Raw genomic sequence first — 22,164 nt, 5'->3', positions numbered from 1 at the left:
CGGTTCCGGGACCCTCTCGCACATGTCCTTCAACACGTGTTGCTGTTGTACCTGGCGATAGTCCCGCGTCCTCTTTTCGCGCACTCGCCTGGTTAGGACTTTTCCCCGATGTTCGCCGTTCCCGAGAACAGCCTTGTTCTGCCTGAGAACTCCACGCTGCTGCACCCCGTCCGGGTGGCTTTGGCGTGGGCGGCCGACCGCGACCGCTGGAAGCACCTGCTCCGGTACGACCCGGAGGAGCGCTTCTCGACGCTGGTCGACAAGACCGACGACCAGGAGATCTGGCTGATGAGCTGGCTCCCAGGACAGACCGCCTCGCTGCACGACCACGACCACACTTCGGGCGCGTTCACCGTGGTCAGCGGCCTGCTGACCGAGGTGGTGACGACCAAGATCCAGGTCGTGCACACGCTGCACGCCGGTCAGTCGCGCGTGTGGGGGCCCGGCTACGTGCACCAGGTGCGCAACGACGGTGTCGACCCGGCGGTGTCGATCCACGTCTACCGCCACGGCACCCGCGCCATGACCCCCTACCGCTACGACCCGGTCAACGGTCCCGTTCGCTGACGTGCGGCGGGATCGCCTTGTCCGTCTCGTGCGGTACCGGCGTGCCCCACGACTGGATGAGCGGCATGTGCCCGGCCCACACGAGGTTCGCCTCGAGGTCCTCCGGCTCCTCGCCCGGTCCGCCGTCGCGCACCTTCACGCTGGCCTCGGTCAGGTCGAGCTCCAGGGCGGCCGTCTGCGCGAGCTCCTTCTTGGACGGCTGGCGCGCGTAGTCCCAGCTGCCGGGCGTGACGTGCTCGACGATCGTGCGCAGCGCGTGTTCGGGGTCCTCGGCGATGCGGGCCGTGCCGTGGATGATCGCCGACCGGTAGTTCATCGAGTGGTGGAACACCGACCGCGAGTAGACGACGCCGTCCACGAGCGTGACCGCGACGCAAACCTGCTTGCCTTCGAGCATGCTCCTGATGGACCGTGAGCCCGTCGACCCGTGCAGGAAGATGCGGTTGCCGTCCCGCCCGTACGCGGTGGGGATGAGAAACGGCGCCCCGTCGACCTCCACGGCGAGATGGCAGACCAGACCGGCGTCGAGGATGTCGTAGAGCACCTGGCGGTCCTGGACGGCTCGCTTCTTGCCGCGGACGACGGTGCTGCGCGGGGTGGGGGAGAGCTGCAGGTCAGTGGTCATGCTTCTACTGTGTCGGTCGAAGTGGCATCATTGAAGCGCCAGTTTTGATCGATTTGAGAAGGCCACTTTGGCTGAGACCGCACTCCCCGTGGCACTGGACCGCGAGTCCGCAGAACCGCTCGCCGTCCAGCTCGCCGACGCCCTCCGCTCCGCCGCCTCCGAGGGACGACTCCGCGCGGGCGACCGGCTGCCGTCGACGCGCGCACTGGCCGATTCACTGGGCGTGTCCCGCACGGTGACCGCCGCCGCCTACGACCAGCTCCACGCGGAAGGCTGGATCGCGGGCCGCCACGGCTCCGGCACCTACGTCACCACAACTCCGCCGGGCCCGTTGCGCAAACGTTCGCGCAAGCCCGTCGCACCGGCCATCACCGACTTCGTCGACCTCAGCACCGGTGCGCCGTGGGCGGCCGGTCTCGACCGCGCGGCCTGGCGACGCGCCTGGCGGGCCGCGGCCGACGCACCGCCGTTGTCCCGCCCGGAACGCGCCGGCCTGCCCGAATACCGCGAGGCCATCGCCGAGCACCTGCTCCGCCACCGCGGCCTGGCCGTCAACGCCGACCCCGTGCTCGCGACCGGCGGCACCACGGCGGTGCTGACCGAGATCGCGGTCGCCGTGTTGCACCGCGGCGACGCAGTGGCCGTGGAAGAACCCGGCTACCAACGTGCGGTGGGCGTCTTCCGCGCCAACGGCTTGAAGGTCGTCCAAGCCGCGGTGGACGCCGAAGGGCTGCTGCCCGATGCCGTTCCGGCCGGAGTTCGCGCCGTCTACTGCTCGCCTGCGCACCAGTACCCGTTGGGCGGCCGGATGTCGGCGGGCAGACGCGTCGCGCTGGTCGAACGCGCGCGCCGGGACGGTTGGCTGGTCATCGAGGACGACTACGACGGTGAGCTGCGGTACGACGTGGCGCCGTTGCCGTCACTGGCCGCCCTCGCCCCGGACGTCGTGGTCCACCTCGGCACCACGAGCAAGATCTTGACGCCCACGTTGGGCGCGGGCTGGATGGTCGCGCCCGAGCACATCGCGACCACGGTCCTGGAACACCGCGACCGGACCGGCACGAGCCCTGCGGCCGCGGGGCAACGGGTGGTCGTCGAGCTGGCTCGCACCGGCGACCTCGGCCGGCATCTGCGCAAACTGCGTCGGGAGCTGTCCGAACGCCGGGCGTTGATCGTCGACACGTTCGCGGCGGCGGGCATCAAGATGATCGGCGACGACGCGGGCGCGCACGTCGTCGTGCTGTTGCCCAGCCTCGAACAGGAGCGCGAGGTCATGCGGCTGGCGCTGGAACGCGGGCTGCGGGTGGACGGGCTGGCCCGGCACTACGTGAACAGGGCCAAGTTCCACGGGCTCGCGATCGGGTACAGCGCGTGCTCGCGCGAACAGCTGGTCAGCGCGCTGCCGGTGCTCACCGAGTTGATCAAACCGAACGGCTGACCACGACCACCTCGCGGGTCGTGACGAATCCCAGCGCCTCGTTCACCCGGATCATGGGGGAGTTGGCCGACGCCGTTCCCGTGTCGATGCGTGCCAGCTCCGGTTTGTCCGCGAGCAGCCACCGCAGCATGTGCGCCTTGACCCACCGGGCGAGCCCCCGCCCGCGATGAAGAGGCGCGACCACCGTGTCGTGCCAGACCGTGTGCTCGACGTCGTTCGGGTACAGCCGCACGTTGGTGAACGCCACGACGCGACCGGTGGCCTCCTCGACCGCCACGACGACGCGGTGCTCGACGTCGGCCGCCTGGTCCTCCGCCTCCTCGGCCCGAACCAGTTCCGGCGTCCACTCCGGATCGCGACCAGGGTCGGGCGCGTCGTGGATCGCCCGTCGCGTCGACGCCACCGACACCAGCAGGTGCTCGGGTGCCTCGCCGATCCACTGCTCCACCCGGTAGCCGGCGGGTGCGGTCAGCTCCCAGGAGTCCGGCTCGACGTCGGCGACGGTCAGCCGCTGCACGACCCTGGACGCGGTCACGTGGAACCCGCGCGCGAGCGCCCAGTGCTCGCCGGCACTGCCCTTGACCACGGCCCGGTTCTCCAGCGCTTCTCGGCCACGCAACTCGGGCAGCAGTGCCTCCAGCAGTGCGGTGCCGATCCCCTGCCTGCGATACCGCGGGTGCACCGTGATCGAGCCGATCGCCAGCCGTTCGCGCAGTCCAACAGAGGCGATGCCCACAACTTCTCCAGCACGCAGTGCGACCAGGCGGATGAACTCGCTGAAGTCCGGACTGGCTTCCCGCAGCGACTCGATGATCTGTTCCTGGCTCGACGCCTGCTCGCCGGGACGGTCGACGGTCTGGGCGGCGATCCGCACGTCGGCGTAACCGCGCGGTTCGGCGTCGTCGTCCAGGTCGAGCAGTTTGATCTCCACGTGCTGAGGTTAGAACTGGTCGGTAGGCACAATCGCCCAAACGGGTAGGGTCGGGCCCCATGACGCAGCGCAAGACGAGGGTGGCCGTGGTGTTCGGCGGCCGCAGCTCCGAGCACGAGGTCTCCTGCCAGTCCGCCAAGAGCGTCCTGCCCTACCTGGACTCGGACCGCTTCGAGGTCGTGCCCGTCGGCATCACGCCGCAGGGGCAGTGGGCGCTCGGCACGGACCCGAACGCGCTCGAGGCAGGCGCCGGCAACCTCCCGACGTTGCGCAACCGCACCGACATCACGCCGATCGAGCCCGGTCAGGCTTTGCAGGACGTCGACGTCGTCTTCCCGCTGCTGCACGGCGCGTGGGGTGAGGACGGCACCATCCAGGGCCTGCTCGAACTGGGCGGCGTCCCGTACGTCGGTCCCGGTGTGTTCGCCAGCGCCGCCGCCATGGACAAGATCTTCGCCAAGAGGCTCCTGCAGGCGGAGGGCCTCAACGTCGGCAAGTTCGTGGCTCTCGACCGGTCCGCCACCACGCTGACCCTCGACGAGCGCGAGCACCTCGGCCTGCCGGTGTTCGTGAAGCCGTCGCGCGCCGGGTCGTCGGTCGGCATCTCCAAGGTGTCCGACTGGGCCGACCTGGACGCTGCGATCTTCGAGGCGCGCCAGCACGATCCCAAGGTCATCGTCGAGGCCGCCGTGCCGAATGTGCGCGAGATCGAGCTCGCCGTGCTGGAGTTCCCGGACGGCCGCGTCGAGGCGTCGCTGCCCGCCGAGCTGCGTCCGGTCGGCGAGAGCGTCGAGTGGTACGACTTCAACGCCAAGTACGTCGACGACTCCTACGAGGCCGACATCCCGGCGAAGCTCGACGACGACGTCACGGCCCAGCTGCGCGAGCTGGCCGTCACGGCGTTCAAGGCGCTCGACTGCCAGGGACTGTCCAGGGTGGACTTCTTCCTCACCGAGCAGAACGAGCTGATCATCAACGAGCTCAACACCATGCCGGGCTTCACGCCGATCTCCATGTACCCCAAGGCGTGGGCGGCGACCGGCATCGACTTCACCACGCTGCTCACCACGTTGATCGAGACGGCGATCGCGCGCGGCAGCGGGCTCCGTTAAGGCGTGGTCTTCACCGGCTGCTTCGGCAGCAGGTCGCGCACCGTCGTCGAGATGTCCTGCAACGGTCCGGTGCCCGCGTCGTCGGGCACTGTCAGCGCGATGTACGCGCTGCGGTCCACGATCACCCACGTCGAGCTGCCGGAACCGGGCAGCTGCAGCCACTGCACGTCCGAGATCACCCGCAGCTGCGAGGTTGCGGAGAGCTCGGTCGGCCGGGGCAGGCCACACCGCAGCACCACCGGATCGTGTTGGGCGTCACCCCAAGCGACGGTGGCAGGCGGTGCGGGCGAGGCGATCTCTCGTCGCGGCAGCGTGTCCTTCCCGGACGGCAGCCCGGCCGGAAGCTTCTCGATCAGCGACGCGCACGGCTGGGAGCCCGCGTCAGGTGCGTCGATGGAGACCAGCGCGAGCGGGCCCGTGCGACCGGGCGCGTCCTCGGTCTGGCCGCGGGTGCCCAGCACGAGACCGAGCGCGGCAACACCGACGACGAGCAGAACGGCGAGCCCGACCGCCACGAGCGACGGCCGGGACAGCGTCGACGTCGATTCCTGCTGAGTCACCCAGTTATGACAACACGAACTACAGATGCACGACCGGGCAGGTCAGCGTCCGAGTGATGCCTTCCACGTTCTGGATGCGCGCGACCACGAGCTGGCCGAGCTGGTCGACGGTGTCGGCCTCGGCGCGGACGATGACGTCGTAAGGACCGGTGACGTCTTCGGCGGTGGCGACTCCGGCGATCCCGGAGATCTCGGAGGCGACTGCAGCGGCCTTGCCGACCTCGGTCTGGATGAGGATGTATGCATGCACCACGGCGTGCCCCTTCGTCGCGACAGGTTGGGTCGAGGTAGGAACGTGTCACGCAACGTACCCCAGTTGGGGTTCCGAATGCTCAGATTGGGAGGCAACTTTGCGTCCGGAGCCGCCGCACGACGCGGAGACGGTCGCCGATGTGGGTGAGTTCCATCTCATCCACCGGGTGACGGCCGGTCGGGCGCAGCCGGAGACGACCATCCTCGGTCCCGGTGACGACGCGGCCGTGGTCGCCGTCCCGGACGGGCGGGTCGTCGCCTCCATGGACGTGCTGGTGGAGGGTGTCCACTTCAGACTCGACTGGTCCAGTCCTGAGCAGGTGGGCCGAAAAGCAGCCGCCGTGAACCTCGCGGACGTCGTCGCGATGGGAGCGCTGCCGTCCGGTTTGCTCGTCGGGATCGCCTGCCCGCCGGACACTCCCGCGGCGACGATCCAGGGGATCATGTCGGGACTGTGGCAGGAGGCCGCGAAGGCCGGCGCGGGCGTCGTCGGCGGCGACATGGTCAGCTCCGCCACGCTGGTGATCTCCATCACCGCAATGGGTGACATGAACGGACTTGAGCCGATCACGCGTTCGGGCGCGCTCGTCGGTGACGTCGTGGCGGTGACCGGCAGGCTCGGCTGGGCGGCCGCCGGACTGGCCGTGCTCGGGCGTGGCTTCCGTTCGCCGGTCGGCATCGTGAACGCCCAGCGCACGCCGGAGCCGCCGTACGAGGAGGGCCCGAAGGCGGCGGAGGCCGGTGCCACGTCGATGATCGACATCTCGGACGGCCTGCTGCAGGACCTCGGCCACATCGCCGACTCGTCGGGCGTGGCGATCGACATCCGCACCGAGCTGCTGCCGTTGCACCCGCGGCTGCTGGACGTCGCGTCGGCGCTCGGCGGTGACGCTCGGCACTGGGCGCTCACGGGAGGCGAAGATCACGCTCTCGCGGCGACCTTCCCCGGTCCGAAGGCGGTTCCCGAGGGCTGGACCACGATCGGGACGGTCCGCGCAGGTGAGGGCGTGACGGTGGACGGCAGGGTTTACGAAAAACCCCCTGGCTGGGAGCACTGGCGCGCGTAAACTGGTCGATGTGGAACTATGCACTCGCGCGTATGACCATCCAGACTCCGTGAAGATGATCGCCGACCTCCAGCAGGTCTACGTCGACCGGTACGGCGATGTGGACGTCACGCCGGTCGACCCGGCCCAGTTCGCCGCACCGCTCGGCTACTTCGTGATCGGCTACCTCGACGACGTGCCGGTCACGTGCGGCGGCTGGCGGGTGAGCGACGAGCTCGCGGGCGCCGCCGAGATCAAGCGGATGTACGTGGTCGACGCCGCACGCGGCCAAGGCCTCTCCCGGCTCGTGCTCGCCCATCTCGAGGTGACCGCCCGCGAGGCCGGTCTGGAGCGGATGGTCCTGGAAACCGGTCTCCGGCAGCCGGAGGCGATCAGCCTGTACACCTCCAGCGGCTACGAGCGGATCGACAACTTCGGGGTGTACCGCGACCACCCGGAGAGTCGCTGCTTCGGCAAACCGTTGTAGGTTCGCGGGCATGGCCATCTATGCGTTGGGGGACTACGAGCCGCAGATCCATCCGGACGCGTACGTGCACCCGGATGCGACCGTGATCGGCGACGTGCGCATCGGCGCGCATTCGTCGGTGTGGCCTCAAGCCGTGCTGCGCGGCGACTACGGTCGCATCGTCGTCGACGAGCGCACGTCGATCCAGGACGGCACGGTGATCCACTGCACCGAGGTCCACCCGGTGCACATCGGTTCGTCGTGCGTCATCGGCCACAACGTGCACATCGAAGGCGCGACGGTCGCCGACGAGTGCCTGATCGCGTCGGGTTCCGTGGTGCTCAACGGTTCCATCGTCGAGAAGGGCGCGATCGTCGGCGCCGGCGCGGTGGTCTCGTTCGACGGCCACGTCCGCGAACGCACGATGGTGCTGGGAGTTCCGGCCCGCGAGCGTGCTGGATTTGTTGTGCCAGAACAGGCCTGGGCGTTCATCGTCGAGAAGTACGTGCAGAACATCGGTCTCTACCGCGAGAAGCTCCGCCGACTGGACTGAGATAGGGTTCACAGCCGTGGCTCGTCCCCTCAACGAAGTAGTCGAAGCCGGTTGGGCTGAAGCTCTCGCCCCCGTCGCTGACCAGATCGCCGCCATGGGTGAGTTCCTGCGCGCGGAGGTCGCCGCCGGCCGCACGTACCTCCCTTCCGGCGAGAACGTGCTGCGTGCGTTCAAGCAGCCGTTCCACCAGGTGAAGGTGCTGATCGTCGGGCAGGATCCGTACCCGACGCCCGGCCACGCGGTCGGCCTGTCGTTCTCGGTGGCGCCGGACGTGCGGCCGATCCCGAAGTCGCTGGTCAACATCTACAAGGAGTACGCGGAGGACCTCGGTCACCCGCTGCCGTCCAACGGCGACCTGACCCCGTGGTCCGAGCGCGGCGTGCTGCTGCTCAACAGGGCGCTCACCGTGCAGCCCGGCAAGGCCAACTCCCACCAGGGCAAGGGCTGGGAGGCCGTGACGGAGCAGGCGATCAAGGCGCTGGCCGCGCGCGACGCACCGCTGGTCTCGATCCTGTGGGGCCGCAACGCGCGCAACCTGCGTCCGCTGTTGGAACCGTTGCCCGCCATCGAGTCCGCGCACCCGTCGCCGCTCTCGGCGCACGCCGGGTTCTTCGGGTCGAAGCCGTTCAGCCGCGCCAACGAACTGCTGGAGAAGCAGGGCGCCGAGCCGATCGACTGGAAGCTTCCGTAGTTCACCTTTCCGCGCAACCCCGCATGTCCTTCTCCCACTAGCGTCCAAGGACATGCGGGGGAATCGTGATCTGACTTTGGTGGCCGCGGGGTTGGCCATCTCCCAGTTCGGCAACTCGTTGTCGCTGCTCGTGCTGGTGTTCTGGGCGACACCGATCAGCTCGCTGCTCGTGGCGGCGATTCTGGTCGCCGAACTGCTGCCGCTCGTGCTCGGTGCGCCGCTCGCGGGCCTGCTCGTCGACAAGCTGCCCAACCGGCGCCTGCTGATCACCGCGCTGCTCTGTCAGGGCGTCGCGATCGCGGCCATCGGGCCGTTGCTGGCTCGGCCCGCGTTCGTGGTGGCGCTGGTGTTCGTCTCGGGCTGTGGCCTTGCGGTCGCCGTGCCCGCCACGTCTGCCCTGGTGCCGCACATCGCGGGGGAAGAAGAAGCCACGCGTGGTTATGCGTGGCTCGGCACCGGGCGCAGCATCGGCAGCATCGCGGGCCTGACCGGCGGCGCGTTGCTCGCCGGTCTGTTCGGGTACGAGGTGGCACTGCTCGTCGACGGTGCCACGTTCGTCATCTACGCGGGGATGCTCGCGTTCGTGCGGTCGGAACGCAGGCCTTCCGGCGAACACGAGCAGCGACCGAGTGCACTCGCCGGCATCCAGCACCTCCGACAGGATCCGTTGCTGCTCGCCGCGATCACCGGGCTGGCGTTCGTGGTCGGCGCCGTCGTGGTGGTCAACGTGGCCGATCCCGCGTTCGTGCGGTTCGTGCTGCACGGTGACGAGTTCCTGCTGGGCGCCATACAGGCGTGCTGGACGGTCGGCATCCTGGTCGGCAACCGGGTGGCCGTGCGGCTGAAGACCGATGGCCAGCTGGCCGTCGCGCTCGCCGTCACCGGGATCACGAGCGGCGTCGGGATGCTGATCCCGGCCACGTTGCCCTACGTCGCGGCCGCCGGGATCGGGTGGTTCATCGGCGGTGTCTCCAACGGCGTCGACAACGTGACCATGAACGCGATCGTCCGGCAGCGGACGCCCGACGAGATGCGCGGCCGGGTGTTCGCCGCGGTCGGGTCGATGGTGACCAGCGCGAACCTGCTCGGCACCGCTGCGGCGGGCGTGTTGCTGCTGTTCGTGGGCCCGCGGGTGGTGTTCGCGATCGGCGGCATCGGATCGGCGGCCGCCGGTGTGATCTGCCTGGTGTTCGTGCTGCGGGCGCTGCGTCGTCAGGCCGCCAGCGGCAGCGTCGACCGGTACCAGGACACGGTTTCGCCCAGGCCCTGACGCAACGGACGTGGCGTCACCAGCTCGTACATCCGCGTCGTGTCGAACGCACGCGCCGGTGCGCCGGTCGGTTTGGTGAGGTCGAGCCGGACCCGTTCCGGCACGTCCAGCAACGCGCAGAGGGTGCGGGCGAGCTCCAGGATCGAGATCGTCTCACGGGTCGCCACGGTCAGTGCATCGATCTCGCTGTCGACCATCCCCAGAATCGCCGCGACGACGTCATGCACGTGCACGAACGACCGCGTCTGCGAACCGTCGCCCCAGATCTCGACGTCCTGGCCGGAGGCGATCCTGGTGATCATCGCGGGGATCACCCGGTCGAGCTTGTCGCGCGGGCCGTAGACGTTCGACGGGCGCGGCAGGAAGATCCGCATGCCGTACTGCTTGCGGTACTGCTCAGCCAGCAGTTCGACGACGGACTTCGAGAGCGCGTAGCCGTTGTCCGACTCCACCGACGCCTCTGCCGAGCTGACCAGGACGACGTTCTCGACGCTCGAGTCGCGCGCGCAGTTCAGCACGTTCGATCCGATGCGCAGGTTCGTGTCGAAGATGAGGGCGGTGTTGTCACGCTTGAACGCCGCGTTGCCGTCCATCGCCGCCGTGTGGATCACCGTGTGGGCGTTGGGGGCCGCGTACCGGAGCACCGCACGGAGCTCGTTCTCGTCGAGCAGGTCGAGGGGGAACGTCTGGAGGTTCGGCGCGGTGAACGGCGGTGGATCCGTGCGGTACAAGGCGATCACGCGGGTGTCGGTGGCCAGCAGGGTTTCCACCACGTGCGAGCCGATGAAGCCACCTGCGCCGGTCACCACAACGGTTTTCACTCTCTTGCCTCCACTAGGGCGATGAGGGAGGAGGCGACGGCGGCGGGTGGCGGCAGTGCCCGCATCTCGTCGCGGATCTTCGTCACGGCCACGCGTGGCGCCGGGTCGTCCAGCAGCCGTTGCACGTGGTCGCGGACGGACTCCGCGGTGAGGTCGTCTCCGCTGAGCTTGGCGGCGGCACCGACGGCTTCGGCGCGGTCGGCGTGGCGGTGCTGGTCGCACATCTGCGGCAACGCGAGCTGCGGCAGGCCGGCGTGCAGCGAGGTCATGGTCGTGCCCGAGCCGCCGTGGTGCACCACGGCGTCACACACCTTCAGCACCTGGTTGAGCGGTAGCCAGTCCACTGTGCGGGCGTTGGCCGGGAGTGCTCCCGGATCGAGCACGCCGCCGCCGGTGATCACCAGCACGTCGGCGTTGATCGTCTTGAGCCCGGCGAGCACCGTGCGCAACACGCGGTCGTGCTCCCCGCCGGGAACGGGCACGCTGCCGAGCGTCACGCAGATCCTCGGCCTTCTTCGTGGCTCGAACAGCCACGACGGGAGCACGCCCGCGCCGTTGTAGGCGGTGTAGGCCATCGGCAGTCCGGGCGGTGCGTCCGGGTACTGCAGTGCGGGCGGGCAGACGTCCACGGTCAGGGTTGGGGCGTCGGGAAAGCCGTGCTCGCGGTGCACCGGTGCGAGCGTCTCGGCCTCGGCCGGTGCCAGTTCCGGCGGCAGTGCGACGCCCCAGGTGTGGCGGACGAGCGGCACACCGAGTCGTGCGGCGGCGATCGGCCCCGCGTACTCCCACGGCGTGTGCATTACGACATCCGGACGCCATCTCTCGGCCAGTTCGATTACATTCACAACCGTGAAATGCGCGATTTTCGCGTAATGCTCCGTGACGTGCTCGATCAGAGCTTCGGTCACATTTCCGGAATAAAGTGCGTGATTCGAGTTCGAGAAGACTTCCCGGATCGACACCGGTCCCACTGCGGTTGCCGGCAGTCCGGTAGCCGCTCCGACCTGCGCGAACTGGTCGGGCAACGCGAGCAGCACGTCGTGCCCGGCGTTGCTCAACGCCCAGCTCAGTGGAATAAGCGGATACAGATGCCCATAGCCGGGACAACTTGTCACCAGGACTCGCACGTTCCCCAACGTAAGCCCAAGTCCGCGAGCGTTTCAACATCGTCTTGATTGGCGAGTCAACTACACGTCTTGTATGGATGATTCCCGCGAAGTGCGCACAAAACAAAAGAGCCCGGCCGAAGCCGGGCTCTTTCGGGGTTCTCGCTGTGGCGGTGATCAGCCGCGCACGACCTTGCCAGCCTTCAGGCAGGACGTGCACACGTTGATCCGCTGGCGCTGCGAGGCCGAGACCTTCGCGCGCACAGACTGGATGTTCGGGTTCCAGCGGCGGTTCGTCTTCCGCTGGGAGTGCGAAACCGAATGGCCGAAGCCCGGCCCCTTGCCACAGACGTCGCACACGGCAGCCACGTCAGCCACTCCTTCAGGTTCAAGCGGTGAGTCTCGCGTCCCGGTGGGCGCGCAAGCGTGCACAAGCCTCATCCGGGCACGGCAACCCAATCAGGGTAGCCGGTGGCCTCACCCGTGACCAAACCGGGTGGATACCCTCGCCGCCATGCAGGTCATGGATGCGGTCGCGGTGCGCAGGTGGGCGGACGCGTGCGTGCGGTCGCTCGACGCCAATCGGGAGTCGATCGACCAGATCAACGTCTTTCCCGTGCCGGACGGTGACACAGGTACCAACCTGCTGCACACGATGCAGTCGGCGCTGGACGCGCTGCTGCGCTCGCCCATCTCCACCGTAGGCGACGCGCTGTCCGCACTGGCCCGTGGCGCGCTGGCCGGCGCCCGCGGCAACTCCGGCGTGATCCTGTCGCAGGTGCTCAGGGGACTGGCGGAGTCCGTGCAGGAGGTGTCCGTCGTCACGGGGTCCGCACTGCGCAAGGCCCTCCATCGGGCTGACGAGCTGGCCACCGCTGCTGTGTCCAAGCCAGTTCCTGGCACGGTCCTGTCAGTGCTGCACGCCGCCGCCGAGGCCGCACGGGACTGTGAGTCGGACGAACTCGACGACGTGGTGATGGCGGCCTCACGCGCGAGTGCCGTCGCACTGGCCAATACGCCTCGCCAACTCGCCGTGCTGGCGAAGGCTGGGGTGGTGGACGCCGGCGGCCGTGGTCTCGTTGTGTTGTTGGACACACTGGCCGCGGTGATCACCGGTCAGGCCGTGGAAACGCCGGTGGACGCGCCGTTGCTGCCGCGTACGCCCGAGTCGCTGACGACCGAGCGGGAGAGCGGGTCCTCGGAGTTCGAGTACGAGGTGATGTACCTGCTCGACGACACGTCGGAAGCGGCGGTCCTCGAGCTGCGCGCGTCGTTGAACCTGCTCGGTGACTGCGTGTCGGTCGTGGGCGACGGTGCTTCTTTGTGGACCGTGCACGTGCACTGCAACGACATCGGCGCGGCGATCGAAGCCGGTGTGCGCGCTGGGCGTCCACACCGCATCACGGTGGCGCGGTTCGCCGACCAGATCGCGGCGCAGGCTTCACGGTTCGTGCGCGACCGGGCGATCGTGGTGGTGGTGAGCGGCGCGGTGGACCTGTTCCGCGCCGAGGGTGCCACGGTGTTCGACCTCGCTACTTCTTCTGCGACGCCAACGGACCTGTTGTCCGCCATCGTGTCGACGCGCGCGCGTCACGTCGCCGTTCTGCCCGGCGACCCGGACATCCGTGAGGCGCTGGACGAGGCCGTGGCGTACGCACAGGCTGCAGGGCAGGACGTAGTGGTGGTGCCGACGTTCTCGCCCGTGCAAGCCCTCGCCGCGTTGGCCGTGCACGACGCGTCCCGTCGCGCGGGCGACGACGTTGTCGCGATGGCCGAAGCCGCTGCGGCGACCAGGCGCGGTGAGCTGTCGATCGCCGCCGATGAGGCGCTGACGTGGGTGGGCCGCTGCCAGCCGGGCGACCTGCTGGGCATGCTGGACGGCGAGGTGGTGCTGATCGAGGCGGGCCCGTCGTCCGCGGAGTCGTTGCTGGACCTGTCCTGCCGGCTGGTCGACCGCATGCTGACCGGCGGCGGCGAGCTGGTGACGGTGATCCTCGGCGCCGACGCCCCGGAAGGTCTGGTCGACGTGCTGGAGGACCACCTGCGGGTGACCCATCCGGAGGTCGAGGTCATGGCCTATCCGGGCGGCCAGCCGGACGCGGTCATTTTTGTCGGTGTCGAGTAGTTCAATGGGACGCGATGATCTCCTTCGACGACAAGCTGCAGCCGTTGCTCGGCAAGAAGACCGCCGACGCACTGGAGACCGGCCTCGGCCTCACGACGGTCGGTGACCTGCTGCGCCACTACCCGCGCCGCTACGACGAGCGCGGGAAGCTGACCGACATCAGGTCCCTGGAAATCGACGAGCACGTCACCGTCCAGGCCGAGGTCCGCAAGTGCACCAAGCGGCGCATGAAGGCCAGGCACGGCCACATGACCGAAGCGGTGATCACGGACGGCACGTCCGAGCTGCACCTGGTGTTCTTCGGCAAGGTGGCGTTCGTGGCGGAGCAGGAGCTCCTGCCGGGCACGCGGGCCCTGTTCGCGGGCAAGGTGGGCCGCTACCGGCAGAACCTGCAGCTGGTGCACCCGGCGTTCGAGATCCTCACGCCCGAGCAGGACGGATCGTCGTTCCTGCAGGCGTTCCTGCCCGTCTACCCGGCCTCGCAGCACATCAACACGTGGAACATCGCCAACTGCGTCAAGCAGCTGCTGGAGATCTGGGACGGCGTGCCCTCCGACCCGCTTCCGGACGAGTTCCGCTCGGAGCACGGCCTGATCGGGCTGGAGGAGGCGCTGCGGGCGATCCACCGGCCGGAGAGCTGGGCGCAGATCTCCGTGGCGCAGCAACGGCTGAAGTGGGACGAGGCGCTGGCCGTGCAGCTGACCCTGGCCCAGCGCCGCAAGGCGTCCACCGCGCGTCCGGCTCCGGCGTGCGCGCCCCGGTCCGGCGGGATCCTGGACGCGTTCGACGCGCGGCTGCCTTTCACGTTGACCGCAGGCCAGGTTTCGGTGGGCGAGCAGATCTCGTCGGACCTGGCTTCGGTCGTGCCGATGAACCGCCTGCTGCAAGGGGAAGTCGGGTCGGGCAAGACCATGGTCGCGTTGCGAGCAATGTTGCAGGTGGTGGACGCGGGTCGTCAGTCCGCCATGCTCGCGCCCACGGAGGTCCTTGCGGCACAACACGCTCGCTCACTTTCCGAGATGCTCGGCGACCTCGCCCAGGCCGGCCAGCTCGGCGGCGCGGAGGACGCGACACGCGTGACGTTGCTGACCGGCTCGATGAACACGGCCCAGCGGCGCCAGGCGTTGCTCGACATCGTGACCGGCGAGGCGGGCATCGTCGTCGGCACGCACGCGATCATCCAGGAGAAGGTGGAGTTCCACTCGCTCGGTCTCGTCGTCGTCGACGAACAGCACCGCTTCGGCGTGGAGCAACGTGCCGCTCTCTCGACGCGGGGTGAACGGGAGAATCCGCACGTCCTGGTGATGACCGCGACCCCGATCCCGCGCACGGTGGCCATGACCGTCTACGGCGACCTGGAGGTCTCCGCACTGCGCGAGCTCCCCGGCGGCCGCTCGCCGATCAAGACCTCGGTGGTGCCCGCGCGCGAGAAGCCCGCGTGGCTGGACCGCGCGTTCGCCCGCGTGCGCGAAGAGGTGGCCGCGGGGCACCAGGCCTACTTCGTCTGCCCGCGCATCGGCGACGAGGAACCCGCGAAGTCCGCTGACGACGAGGACAAGCGCCCGGCCCTGTCCGTGATCGACGTGGCGAACATGCTGTCGCAGGGCCCGTTGCGCGGCCTGCGCGTCGAAATCCTGCACGGCCGCATGCCACCCGACGAGAAGGACGCGGTGATGCGCGCCTTCGCGGCCAACCAGGTCCAGGTGCTCGTCGCCACCACGGTCATCGAGGTCGGCGTCAACGTCCCGAACGCCACCGTCATGGCCATCATGGACGCCGACCGCTTCGGCGTCTCACAGCTCCACCAGCTGCGCGGCCGCGTGGGCCGGGGCAGCGCTCCCGGCCTGTGCCTGTTGGTCACCGAGATGCCGGAGATGACGGCCACGATGGAACGCCTGCGCGCCGTCGAGTCCACTCTGGACGGCTTCGAGCTGGCCCAGCTCGACCTCGAACTGCGCCGCGAGGGCGACATCCTGGGCGCCGCGCAGTCGGGTCGCCGCTCGGCGTTGAAGATGCTCTCGCTGCTGCGCGACGAGGACATCATCGCGGACGCTCGGGTCGCGGCTCAGGGCTTCGTGGACGCGGATCCGGACCTGGAGAAGCACCCTGGCCTGGCGGGGATGGTGGCCACGTTGCTGACGGAGGAGCGGGCGGACTTCCTGGAGAAGGCCTAGCCGCGCGGGCTGGGCGCAGGACGGCGGCAGGGCTGCCCCAACTGGGCATGGGCAGCCCAGCGTGATGGCCCGGAACGCCGCCGCAGGCAGTTCACGCTCAGCAGGGCACCACGACGTGCCCGCCTCACCGTTACTTCGCCGGCATCCTGCTGGGTCTGGCCGCTAGTCCTGGCGGGGCTTCAACGGCTGGACGGCGGGCAGCGGCGTGCCGGGGACAGCCTGCTGCCGTTCCCCGGCTGAGCTCAGTTCTGCCGCGGCTTCGGCAGCTGCTCGGTCTTCTGCTCGCCGCGCTCCTCAGCCGAGCCGTTCTCCTCCAACGGCTTCAACACCGACATGGCCGCGTCCACCGCGGCCTGCGCGGCGTGGAACTGCGTGGCGAGGTTGTCGTGCGCCGCGCGCAGCGACGCCTCCCGCTCCGCCGCCGCGGCCGCGCGCTGGTCGGACAGGGCCACAGCCGCCGCCGACCTCTCCTCGGCCTCGCGGACCAGGGCCGAGGTCTTGGCTTCGGCGTCCCGCACCAGCGTGGTGGCCTTCTCGTCGGCCTCACGAACGGTGTTCGCGGCCTTCTGGTTGGCCTCCGCAACGGTCGTCGAAGCCTTCTCGGTGGCCTCGGCGACCAGCGCGGATGCCTTCTCGGAGGCCTCGCGCGTCACCGTCGCCGCCTTCTCCTCCGCCGTGCTGATCAGAGCAGTTGCCTGCGCGGACGCGTCAGCGGTGGTCTTCTCGGCGCGCGCGAGCGACTCGGCCTCCAGCTCGGCGAGCGCCTTCTCGGCCTCGGCCTGCTTCGAAGCAAGAGCCTCGTCGAGCTTCGTCAGCGCCTCGACGCGCGCCACCTCGGACTCGGCGGCGATGCGCTCGGCTTCGGCGCGGGCGTCCGCGAGCACCTTCTTGTGCTCGGCGGCCAGCGTCGCCTTGAGACCGTCGTACTCCTTGTCCAGCTCGTCGTGGTACGCCTTGTACTTGGTGTCGAGCTCGACGCGGTGGGCATCCAAAGCAGCCGACTTCTGCTCGAACTCGGCCTTCACGCGCTCGCCTTCCGCGCGCACCTCGGCGACCAGGGCCTCGTGCTCGGACGACAACCGGGTGCGCAGCGCCGCGAACTCGGCCTCCAGCTCGGACTTGCGGCCGGCGAACTGCTGCTCGAGCTCTGCCGTGCGCTGCTGGTGGTTGACCTCCAGCTGCTTGCGCCTGGCCTCGGTCTCGGCGAGCAGGCGGTTGTGCTGCTCGCGCTGCTCGGCCGCCCACTTCTCCGCCTCGCCGCGGGTGGCGGCGGCCTTGTCGAGGGCGTCCTTGCGGATGTCCGCGATCTCTTCCTCGGCGAGCGACATCATCACGCGGACACGCTCGGTGACGTTCGACGCGCTCACGGGGCTGTTGGCCAGGTTCTGGAGCTGCATCTTGGTCTTGTCGAGATCGGCGCGCATCGCGTTCAGGAGCTTCGTCAGCTCTCCGACCTGCGCGGCGGCCGCGTCTCGGGACCGGTTCGAGTTCTTGAGGTCGAACTCCAGGCGAGTGACTCGTTCGTTCACCTGTCGCTGGTTGTAACCACGGAGGACAACGTCAAAGTGCGGTGTGCGGGCAGTAGGCTGCCCGGCTCCATCAGCCCCGGCCATATGGCTCACCCTACCCAGCTGGTTACCAAGATCGTCACTCGATCTGGTTAATCCCACTACCGGGTGGAGTCTGACCGGGTGGTGGGTATCCACCTAGCCCGCAAACCGCGAGAATTCTCACCGACGGGACCGATCAGGATGACACCCATCACGTGAGACAGTCCTCCCAACAGGCAAGAGTCGCACGGTAACGTGCCCGAACTGACCGCCGAGTAACACCGGGAGGGCTACGGATGTTCCGCAAGGTTCTTGTCGCCAACCGCGGCGAGATCGCGATTCGCGCGTTCCGAGCCGCCTACGAACTGGGCGCGGGAACGGTCGCCGTTTTCCCTCACGAAGACCGCAACTCGCTGCACCGGTTGAAGGCGGACGAGTCCTACGAGATCGGTGAGGCCGGGCACCCCGTCCGCGCCTACCTCTCCGTGGACGAGATCATCAAGGCGGCCCGCAAGGCCGGCGCCGACGCGATCTACCCCGGTTACGGCTTCCTGTCCGAGAACCCGGAACTCGCACTGGCCTGCCGCGAGGCGGGTCTCACGTTCATCGGCCCCGTGGCCGAGGTGCTGGAGCTGACGGGCAACAAGGCCCGCGCCATCGCCGCCGCCCGCGAGGCCGGCCTGCCGGTGCTGGAGTCGAGCCCGCCGTCGTCGAACATCGACGATCTGCTCGAAGCGTCGAAGACGATGCGCTTCCCCGTGTTCGTCAAGGCTGTCGCCGGTGGTGGCGGCCGGGGCATGCGCAAGGTCGACGACCCGGCCGCGCTGCGCGAGGCGCTCGAAGCCGCGTCCCGCGAGGCGGAGTCGGCGTTCGGCGACCCGACCGTGTTCCTCGAGCAGGCCGTGGTCGAGCCGCGCCACATCGAGGTGCAGATCCTCGCCGACGGCCAGGGCAACGTGATCCACCTGTTCGAGCGCGACTGCTCGGTGCAGCGGCGGCACCAGAAGGTCATCGAGATCGCGCCCGCGCCGAACCTCGACCCCGAGCTGCGCGACCGCATCTGCAACGACGCGGTGAAGTTCGCCCGCCACATCGGCTACCGCAACGCGGGCACCGTCGAGTTCCTGCTCGATCCGCAGGGCCACTACGTCTTCATCGAGATGAACCCGCGCATCCAGGTCGAGCACACGGTCACCGAGGAGGTGACCGATGTCGACCTCGTGCAGTCGCAGATGCGCATCGCGTCCGGTGAGACGCTCGAAGACCTCGGGCTCAGCCAGGACACCGTCCAGCTGCGCGGCGCCGCACTGCAGTGCCGCATCACGACGGAAGACCCGGCCAACGGTTTCCGCCCGGACACCGGCATGATCAGCGCCTACCGCTCGCCCGGCGGCTCCGGCATCCGGCTCGACGGCGGCACGGCCGGCGCGGGCATGGCCATCAGCCCGCACTTCGACTCGATGCTCGTGAAGCTCACGTGCCGCGGTCGTAACTTCGGTCTCGCCGTCGCCCGTGCGCGTCGTGCGATCGCGGAGTTCCGCATCCGCGGTGTGTCCACGAACATCCCGTTCATCCAGGCGGTGCTGGACGACCCGGACTTCTACGAGGGCCGCGTCACCACGTCGTTCATCGAGAAGCGCCCGCACCTGCTGACGGCGCGCCACTCGGCCGACCGCGGCACGCGCCTGCTGACCTACCTCGCGGACGTCACGGTCAACCACCCGAACGGCACCCGCCCGACCGCGGTCGACCCGCGCGAGAAGCTGCCGATCGTCGACCTCAACGCCGAACCGCCCGCCGGTTCCAAGCAGCGGCTCACCGAGCTCGGCCCGGAGGGCTTCGCGCGGTGGATGCGGGAGAGCAAGGCGGTCGGCGTCACGGACACGACGTTCCGCGACGCGCACCAGTCGCTGCTCGCCACCCGAGTACGCACCAAGGACCTGCTCGCGGTAGCACCGCACGTCGCGCGCATGACGCCGGAGCTGCTCTCGCTGGAGTGCTGGGGCGGCGCGACCTACGACGTGGCGCTGCGGTTCCTCGCCGAGGACCCGTGGGAGCGGCTCGCCGCACTGCGCGAGGCCGTGCCGAACATCAACCTGCAGATGCTGCTGCGCGGCCGCAACACGGTCGGCTACACGCCGTACCCCGAGGCGGTCACCAAGGCGTTCGTGCAGGAGGCGACGAACACCGGCATCGACATCTTCCGGATCTTCGACGCGCTGAACGACGTCGAGCAGATGCGACCGGCGATCGAGGCCGTGCGCGAGACCGGAACGGCCGTCGCCGAAGTCGCGCTGTGCTACACCAGCGATCTGTCCAACCCGGACGAACGTCTGTACACACTGGACTACTACCTCAAGCTGGCCGAGCAGATCGTCGGCGCCGGCGCCCACGTCCTGGCCGTCAAGGACATGGCCGGGCTGCTGCGCGCGCCCGCCGCCGCTCGCCTGATCTCCGCGCTGCGCAAGGAGTTCGACCTCCCGGTCCACCTGCACACGCACGACACGGCAGGCGGCCAGCTCGCGACCTACCTGGCCGCGATCCAGGCCGGCGTGGACGCGATCGACGGCGCGACCGCGTCGATGGCCGGCACGACGTCGCAGCCGCCGCTGTCGTCGATCGTGGCGTTGACCGACCACACCGAGCACTCGACGGGCCTGAACCTGCAGAACGTGTGCGACCTCGAGCCGTACTGGGAGGCCGTGCGCAAGATCTACGCGCCGTTCGAGTCCGGCATCCCCGGCCCGACCGGCCGCGTCTACCACCACGAGATCCCCGGTGGTCAGCTCTCGAACCTGCGCACTCAGGCCGTCGCACTCGGCCTGGGCGAGAAGTTCGAGGAGATCGAGTCCATGTACGCGGCCGCCGACCGGATGCTCGGCCACCTGGTGAAGGTGACGCCGTCGTCCAAGGTCGTCGGCGACCTCGCGCTGCACCTCGTGGGCGCGGGCGTCGCGCCTGCCGAGTTCGAGGCGAACCCCGGCAAGTTCGACATCCCGGCGTCGGTGATCGGCTTCCTGCACGGCGAGCTGGGCGACCCGCCCGGCGGCTGGCCGGAGCCGTTCCGCTCGAAGGCCCTGGAGGGTCGTCCGGCCCCCAAGCCGATCGAGGAGCTGTCGCCGGAGGACGAGGCAGGGCTGGTCGACGACCGCAGGGCGACCCTGAACCGGTTGCTGTTCCCCGCGCCCACGAAGGAGTTCCGCACCCACCGCGACGCCTACGGCGACACGTCGGTGTTGCGGTCCAAGGACTTCTTCTACGGCCTGCGCCCCGGCGAGGAGTACTCCGTCGACCTGGAGCCGGGTGTCCGGTTGCTGATCGGCCTGGAGGCGATCTCCGAGGCCGACGCGCGCGGCATCCGCACGGTCATGGCCACGCTGAACGGCCAGATGCGCCCGATCCAGGTCCGCGACCGCTCCGTGAAGACGGACATCCCGGTCGCCGAGAAGGCCGACCGCGGCAACCCGAACCACGTCGCCGCGCCGTTCGCCGGTGTCGTCACGGCCACGGTGGCCGAGGGCGACTCGGTCGACGCCGGTCAGACGGTCGCGACGATCGAGGCCATGAAGATGGAGGCCGCGATCACCGCCCCGAAGGCGGGCCGCGTGCAGCGCCTGGCGTTGCGCGGAGCCCAGCAGGTCGAGGGCGGCGACCTCCTGATCGTCCTGGAGTAGTCGACTCCGCGAAGGGCCCGGCCAACTCTGGCCGGGCCCTTCGTCGTGCGGGTGGTGCGGAACTCGACGACCATTCCCTGCGTTGCACCGAGCACAGGTCAGGGAAGGGGGTTCGATCATGAAGAAGGCGTTGGCCGGCCTGCTCGGACTGGCGGGCGTGGCGTGGGCGTTGCGCGACGTGCCCAAGCAGCTGGGTGGCAAGCCGGATCCGGTGGAGATGTCGCGTTCCCCGCGCTACCGCGACGGCAAGTTCCACAACGACAAGGAAGTTCGCACGGTCCCGGACCGCGACTCCTTCTCCGTTCGCGACTTCCTGTTCGGCGGTGAGGACCGGAAGCCGTCCGTGGCGGTGCCGCTCGTGGCCCCGGCCGCGCCGGTGTCCGAGGGCGTGCACATCACCTGGTACGGCCACGCTTCCGCGCTGGTCGAGATCGACGGCGCCGCCGTGCTGGTCGATCCTGTGTGGAGCGACCGCGTCTCGCCCTCGGCGCACGTGGGTCCCAAGCGCCTGCACCCGGTTCCGCACCAGTTGTCTGATCTGCCCACCGTCAGTGCCGTCGTGATCTCGCACGACCACTACGACCACCTCGACATGCAGACCGTGCAGGCGCTGACGTCGAGCACGTCCGCGGTGTTCGTGGTCCCGCTGGGACTGGGGGCACACCTGACCCGCTGGGACGTCCCCGTCGCGCGGATCGTCGAACTGGACTGGGACGAGACGCACTCGGTCGACGGCTTCACCCTCACCTGCACCGCAGCGCAGCACTTCTCCGGACGTTCGGTGCAGCGCAACGTCACGTTGTGGGCGTCTTGGGTGATCACGCGTGGCGAGCGCTCGGTGTTCTACAGCGGCGACACGGGCTACTTCGAGGGGTACAAGAAGATCGGTGCGGAGCACGGCCCGTTCGACGCGGTGCTGATGCAGGTCGGCGCGTACGACCAGGCTTGGCCGGACATCCACATGACGCCGGAGGAGGGCGTTCGCGCGTTCGACGATCTCGGCGGCGGGCTGCTGATCCCCGTGCACTGGGCGACGTTCAACCTCGGGTTCCACCCGTGGGGTGAGCCGATCGACCGCATCTGGCGCGAGGCCAAGGCGAGCGGGCTGAAGCTCGCCGTGCCGCGGCCGGGGGAGCGGGTCGACGTGGACGCGCCAAATGAGGTTGACGGGTGGTGGCAAGCTCTCGCCTGACGACTTTCTGT

At 69.2% G+C, this 22,164-nt stretch carries 20 protein-coding genes; 12 read left to right on the top strand and 8 right to left on the bottom strand.

Features of this window, described 5'->3' with window-relative positions; all coding sequences use genetic code 11:
* Positions 1-108: 108 nt before the first annotated feature.
* The gene (locus DI276_RS04215) at positions 109-567 is read left to right on the top strand and encodes a cysteine dioxygenase (protein ID WP_112261941.1); all 459 of its coding nucleotides are present in this window, start codon (positions 109-111) and stop codon (positions 565-567) included.
* Here the strand turns inward: DI276_RS04215 and DI276_RS04210 are convergent.
* Positions 548-1,192: a pyridoxamine 5'-phosphate oxidase family protein gene (locus DI276_RS04210; RefSeq protein ID WP_112261940.1), complete on the bottom strand. Its 645-nt coding sequence runs from the start codon at positions 1,190-1,192 to the stop codon at positions 548-550. The two genes, DI276_RS04215 and DI276_RS04210, sit on opposite strands and share 20 nt — an antisense overlap.
* 67 nt (positions 1,193-1,259) lie before the next feature.
* Here DI276_RS04210 and pdxR point away from each other — a divergent pair, with 67 nt between their 5' ends.
* Positions 1,260-2,630 (top strand): MocR-like pyridoxine biosynthesis transcription factor PdxR, encoded by a 1,371-nt coding sequence (pdxR, locus tag DI276_RS04205; protein ID WP_112261939.1) that lies wholly within the window; start codon positions 1,260-1,262, stop codon positions 2,628-2,630.
* On the opposite strand, the gene DI276_RS04200 is transcribed toward pdxR, so the two are convergent.
* Positions 2,614-3,561, bottom strand: a complete 948-nt coding sequence (locus tag DI276_RS04200; protein ID WP_112261938.1) for a GNAT family N-acetyltransferase — start codon at positions 3,559-3,561, stop codon at positions 2,614-2,616. The two genes, pdxR and DI276_RS04200, sit on opposite strands and share 17 nt — an antisense overlap.
* 59 nt (positions 3,562-3,620) lie before the next feature.
* Between DI276_RS04200 and DI276_RS04195 the strand changes: the two genes are divergently transcribed.
* The gene (locus DI276_RS04195; RefSeq protein ID WP_112261937.1) at positions 3,621-4,673 is read left to right on the top strand and encodes a D-alanine--D-alanine ligase family protein; all 1,053 of its coding nucleotides are present in this window, start codon (positions 3,621-3,623) and stop codon (positions 4,671-4,673) included.
* Here the strand turns inward: DI276_RS04195 and DI276_RS04190 are convergent.
* Together DI276_RS04190 and DI276_RS04185 are read right to left on the bottom strand one after the other, a co-directional pair.
* Positions 4,670-5,233, bottom strand: coding sequence for a DUF3515 domain-containing protein (locus tag DI276_RS04190; protein WP_198680451.1), 564 nt, complete (start codon positions 5,231-5,233; stop codon positions 4,670-4,672). The two genes, DI276_RS04195 and DI276_RS04190, sit on opposite strands and share 4 nt — an antisense overlap.
* A gap of 19 nt (positions 5,234-5,252) precedes the next feature.
* The gene (locus DI276_RS04185) at positions 5,253-5,486 is read right to left on the bottom strand and encodes an Lrp/AsnC ligand binding domain-containing protein (RefSeq protein WP_089925682.1); all 234 of its coding nucleotides are present in this window, start codon (positions 5,484-5,486) and stop codon (positions 5,253-5,255) included.
* 97 nt (positions 5,487-5,583) lie between these two features.
* Between DI276_RS04185 and DI276_RS04180 the strand changes: the two genes are divergently transcribed.
* Genes DI276_RS04180 through DI276_RS04160 form a run of 5 tightly spaced genes read left to right on the top strand, consistent with a single transcriptional unit; the run spans position 5,584 to position 9,511 of the window.
* Positions 5,584-6,552, top strand: coding sequence for a thiamine-phosphate kinase (locus DI276_RS04180; protein WP_112261936.1), 969 nt, complete (start codon positions 5,584-5,586; stop codon positions 6,550-6,552).
* Between the two features lie 55 nt (positions 6,553-6,607).
* Positions 6,608-7,018 (top strand): GNAT family N-acetyltransferase, encoded by a 411-nt coding sequence (locus tag DI276_RS04175; protein ID WP_198680450.1) that lies wholly within the window; start codon positions 6,608-6,610, stop codon positions 7,016-7,018.
* Positions 7,019-7,028: 10 nt separating this feature from the next.
* On the top strand, positions 7,029-7,550 hold the full coding sequence (locus tag DI276_RS04170) for a gamma carbonic anhydrase family protein (protein WP_112261934.1): 522 nt from the start codon (positions 7,029-7,031) through the stop codon (positions 7,548-7,550).
* A 16-nt stretch (positions 7,551-7,566) separates the two neighbouring features.
* Complete coding sequence (locus DI276_RS04165; RefSeq protein WP_112261933.1) at positions 7,567-8,241, top strand: uracil-DNA glycosylase; 675 nt, start codon at positions 7,567-7,569, stop codon at positions 8,239-8,241.
* 52 nt (positions 8,242-8,293) lie between these two features.
* A complete protein-coding gene (locus DI276_RS04160) occupies positions 8,294-9,511 on the top strand; it encodes an MFS transporter (RefSeq protein WP_112261932.1) in 1,218 nt (405 codons plus the stop codon).
* On the opposite strand, the gene DI276_RS04155 is transcribed toward DI276_RS04160, so the two are convergent.
* From DI276_RS04155 to rpmB, 3 genes are all read right to left on the bottom strand, one after another.
* Complete coding sequence (locus DI276_RS04155; protein ID WP_112261931.1) at positions 9,454-10,332, bottom strand: NAD-dependent epimerase/dehydratase family protein; 879 nt, start codon at positions 10,330-10,332, stop codon at positions 9,454-9,456. The two genes, DI276_RS04160 and DI276_RS04155, sit on opposite strands and share 58 nt — an antisense overlap.
* Positions 10,329-11,447, bottom strand: a complete 1,119-nt coding sequence (locus DI276_RS04150) for a nucleotide disphospho-sugar-binding domain-containing protein (protein WP_332874613.1) — start codon at positions 11,445-11,447, stop codon at positions 10,329-10,331. Before DI276_RS04150 ends, DI276_RS04155 begins: the two co-directional genes overlap by 4 nt.
* A 168-nt stretch (positions 11,448-11,615) precedes the next feature.
* The gene (gene rpmB, locus DI276_RS04145) at positions 11,616-11,807 is read right to left on the bottom strand and encodes a 50S ribosomal protein L28 (RefSeq protein WP_030467945.1); all 192 of its coding nucleotides are present in this window, start codon (positions 11,805-11,807) and stop codon (positions 11,616-11,618) included.
* Positions 11,808-11,952: 145 nt separating this feature from the next.
* Here rpmB and DI276_RS04140 point away from each other — a divergent pair, with 145 nt between their 5' ends.
* Both DI276_RS04140 and recG read left to right on the top strand, forming a co-directional pair.
* Positions 11,953-13,563, top strand: coding sequence for a DAK2 domain-containing protein (locus DI276_RS04140; RefSeq protein ID WP_112261929.1), 1,611 nt, complete (start codon positions 11,953-11,955; stop codon positions 13,561-13,563).
* A 14-nt stretch (positions 13,564-13,577) separates the two neighbouring features.
* On the top strand, positions 13,578-15,737 hold the full coding sequence (gene recG / locus DI276_RS04135) for an ATP-dependent DNA helicase RecG (RefSeq protein ID WP_112261928.1): 2,160 nt from the start codon (positions 13,578-13,580) through the stop codon (positions 15,735-15,737).
* Between the two features lie 242 nt (positions 15,738-15,979).
* Here recG and DI276_RS04130 read toward each other — a convergent pair whose 3' ends face one another.
* The gene (locus DI276_RS04130; RefSeq protein WP_232836437.1) at positions 15,980-17,266 is read right to left on the bottom strand and encodes a coiled-coil domain-containing protein; all 1,287 of its coding nucleotides are present in this window, start codon (positions 17,264-17,266) and stop codon (positions 15,980-15,982) included.
* A gap of 317 nt (positions 17,267-17,583) precedes the next feature.
* Between DI276_RS04130 and DI276_RS04125 the strand changes: the two genes are divergently transcribed.
* Together DI276_RS04125 and DI276_RS04120 are read left to right on the top strand one after the other, a co-directional pair.
* A complete protein-coding gene (locus tag DI276_RS04125) occupies positions 17,584-20,961 on the top strand; it encodes a pyruvate carboxylase (RefSeq protein WP_112261926.1) in 3,378 nt (1,125 codons plus the stop codon).
* Positions 20,962-21,079: 118 nt separating this feature from the next.
* On the top strand, positions 21,080-22,153 hold the full coding sequence (locus tag DI276_RS04120) for an MBL fold metallo-hydrolase (protein ID WP_112261925.1): 1,074 nt from the start codon (positions 21,080-21,082) through the stop codon (positions 22,151-22,153).
* Positions 22,154-22,164: the final 11 nt, after the last annotated feature.

The organism is Lentzea terrae, assembly GCF_003265345.1.
In the GTDB taxonomy this organism is placed as follows: domain Bacteria; phylum Actinomycetota; class Actinomycetes; order Mycobacteriales; family Pseudonocardiaceae; genus Lentzea; species Lentzea terrae.
The sequence above is the reverse complement of the archived record's forward strand: the minus strand, read 5'-3'. Positions and strand labels throughout refer to the sequence as shown.

Bases quoted from the DNA above. Each gene is read 5' to 3' on its own strand.
- DI276_RS04120 (WP_112261925.1), top strand. From the start codon at position 21,080: ATGAAGAAGGCGTTGGCCGGCCTGCTCGGACTGGCGGGCGTGGCGTGG.
- DI276_RS04170 (WP_112261934.1), top strand. From the start codon at position 7,029: ATGGCCATCTATGCGTTGGGGGACTACGAGCCGCAGATCCATCCGGAC.
- DI276_RS04125 (WP_112261926.1), top strand. From the start codon at position 17,584: ATGTTCCGCAAGGTTCTTGTCGCCAACCGCGGCGAGATCGCGATTCGC.
- DI276_RS04210 (WP_112261940.1), bottom strand. From the start codon at position 1,192: ATGACCACTGACCTGCAGCTCTCCCCCACCCCGCGCAGCACCGTCGTC.
- DI276_RS04215 (WP_112261941.1), top strand. From the start codon at position 109: ATGTTCGCCGTTCCCGAGAACAGCCTTGTTCTGCCTGAGAACTCCACG.
- DI276_RS04160 (WP_112261932.1), top strand. From the start codon at position 8,294: ATGCGGGGGAATCGTGATCTGACTTTGGTGGCCGCGGGGTTGGCCATC.
- DI276_RS04140 (WP_112261929.1), top strand. From the start codon at position 11,953: ATGCAGGTCATGGATGCGGTCGCGGTGCGCAGGTGGGCGGACGCGTGC.
- recG (WP_112261928.1), top strand. From the start codon at position 13,578: ATGATCTCCTTCGACGACAAGCTGCAGCCGTTGCTCGGCAAGAAGACC.
- DI276_RS04175 (WP_198680450.1), top strand. From the start codon at position 6,608: ATGATCGCCGACCTCCAGCAGGTCTACGTCGACCGGTACGGCGATGTG.
- DI276_RS04195 (WP_112261937.1), top strand. From the start codon at position 3,621: ATGACGCAGCGCAAGACGAGGGTGGCCGTGGTGTTCGGCGGCCGCAGC.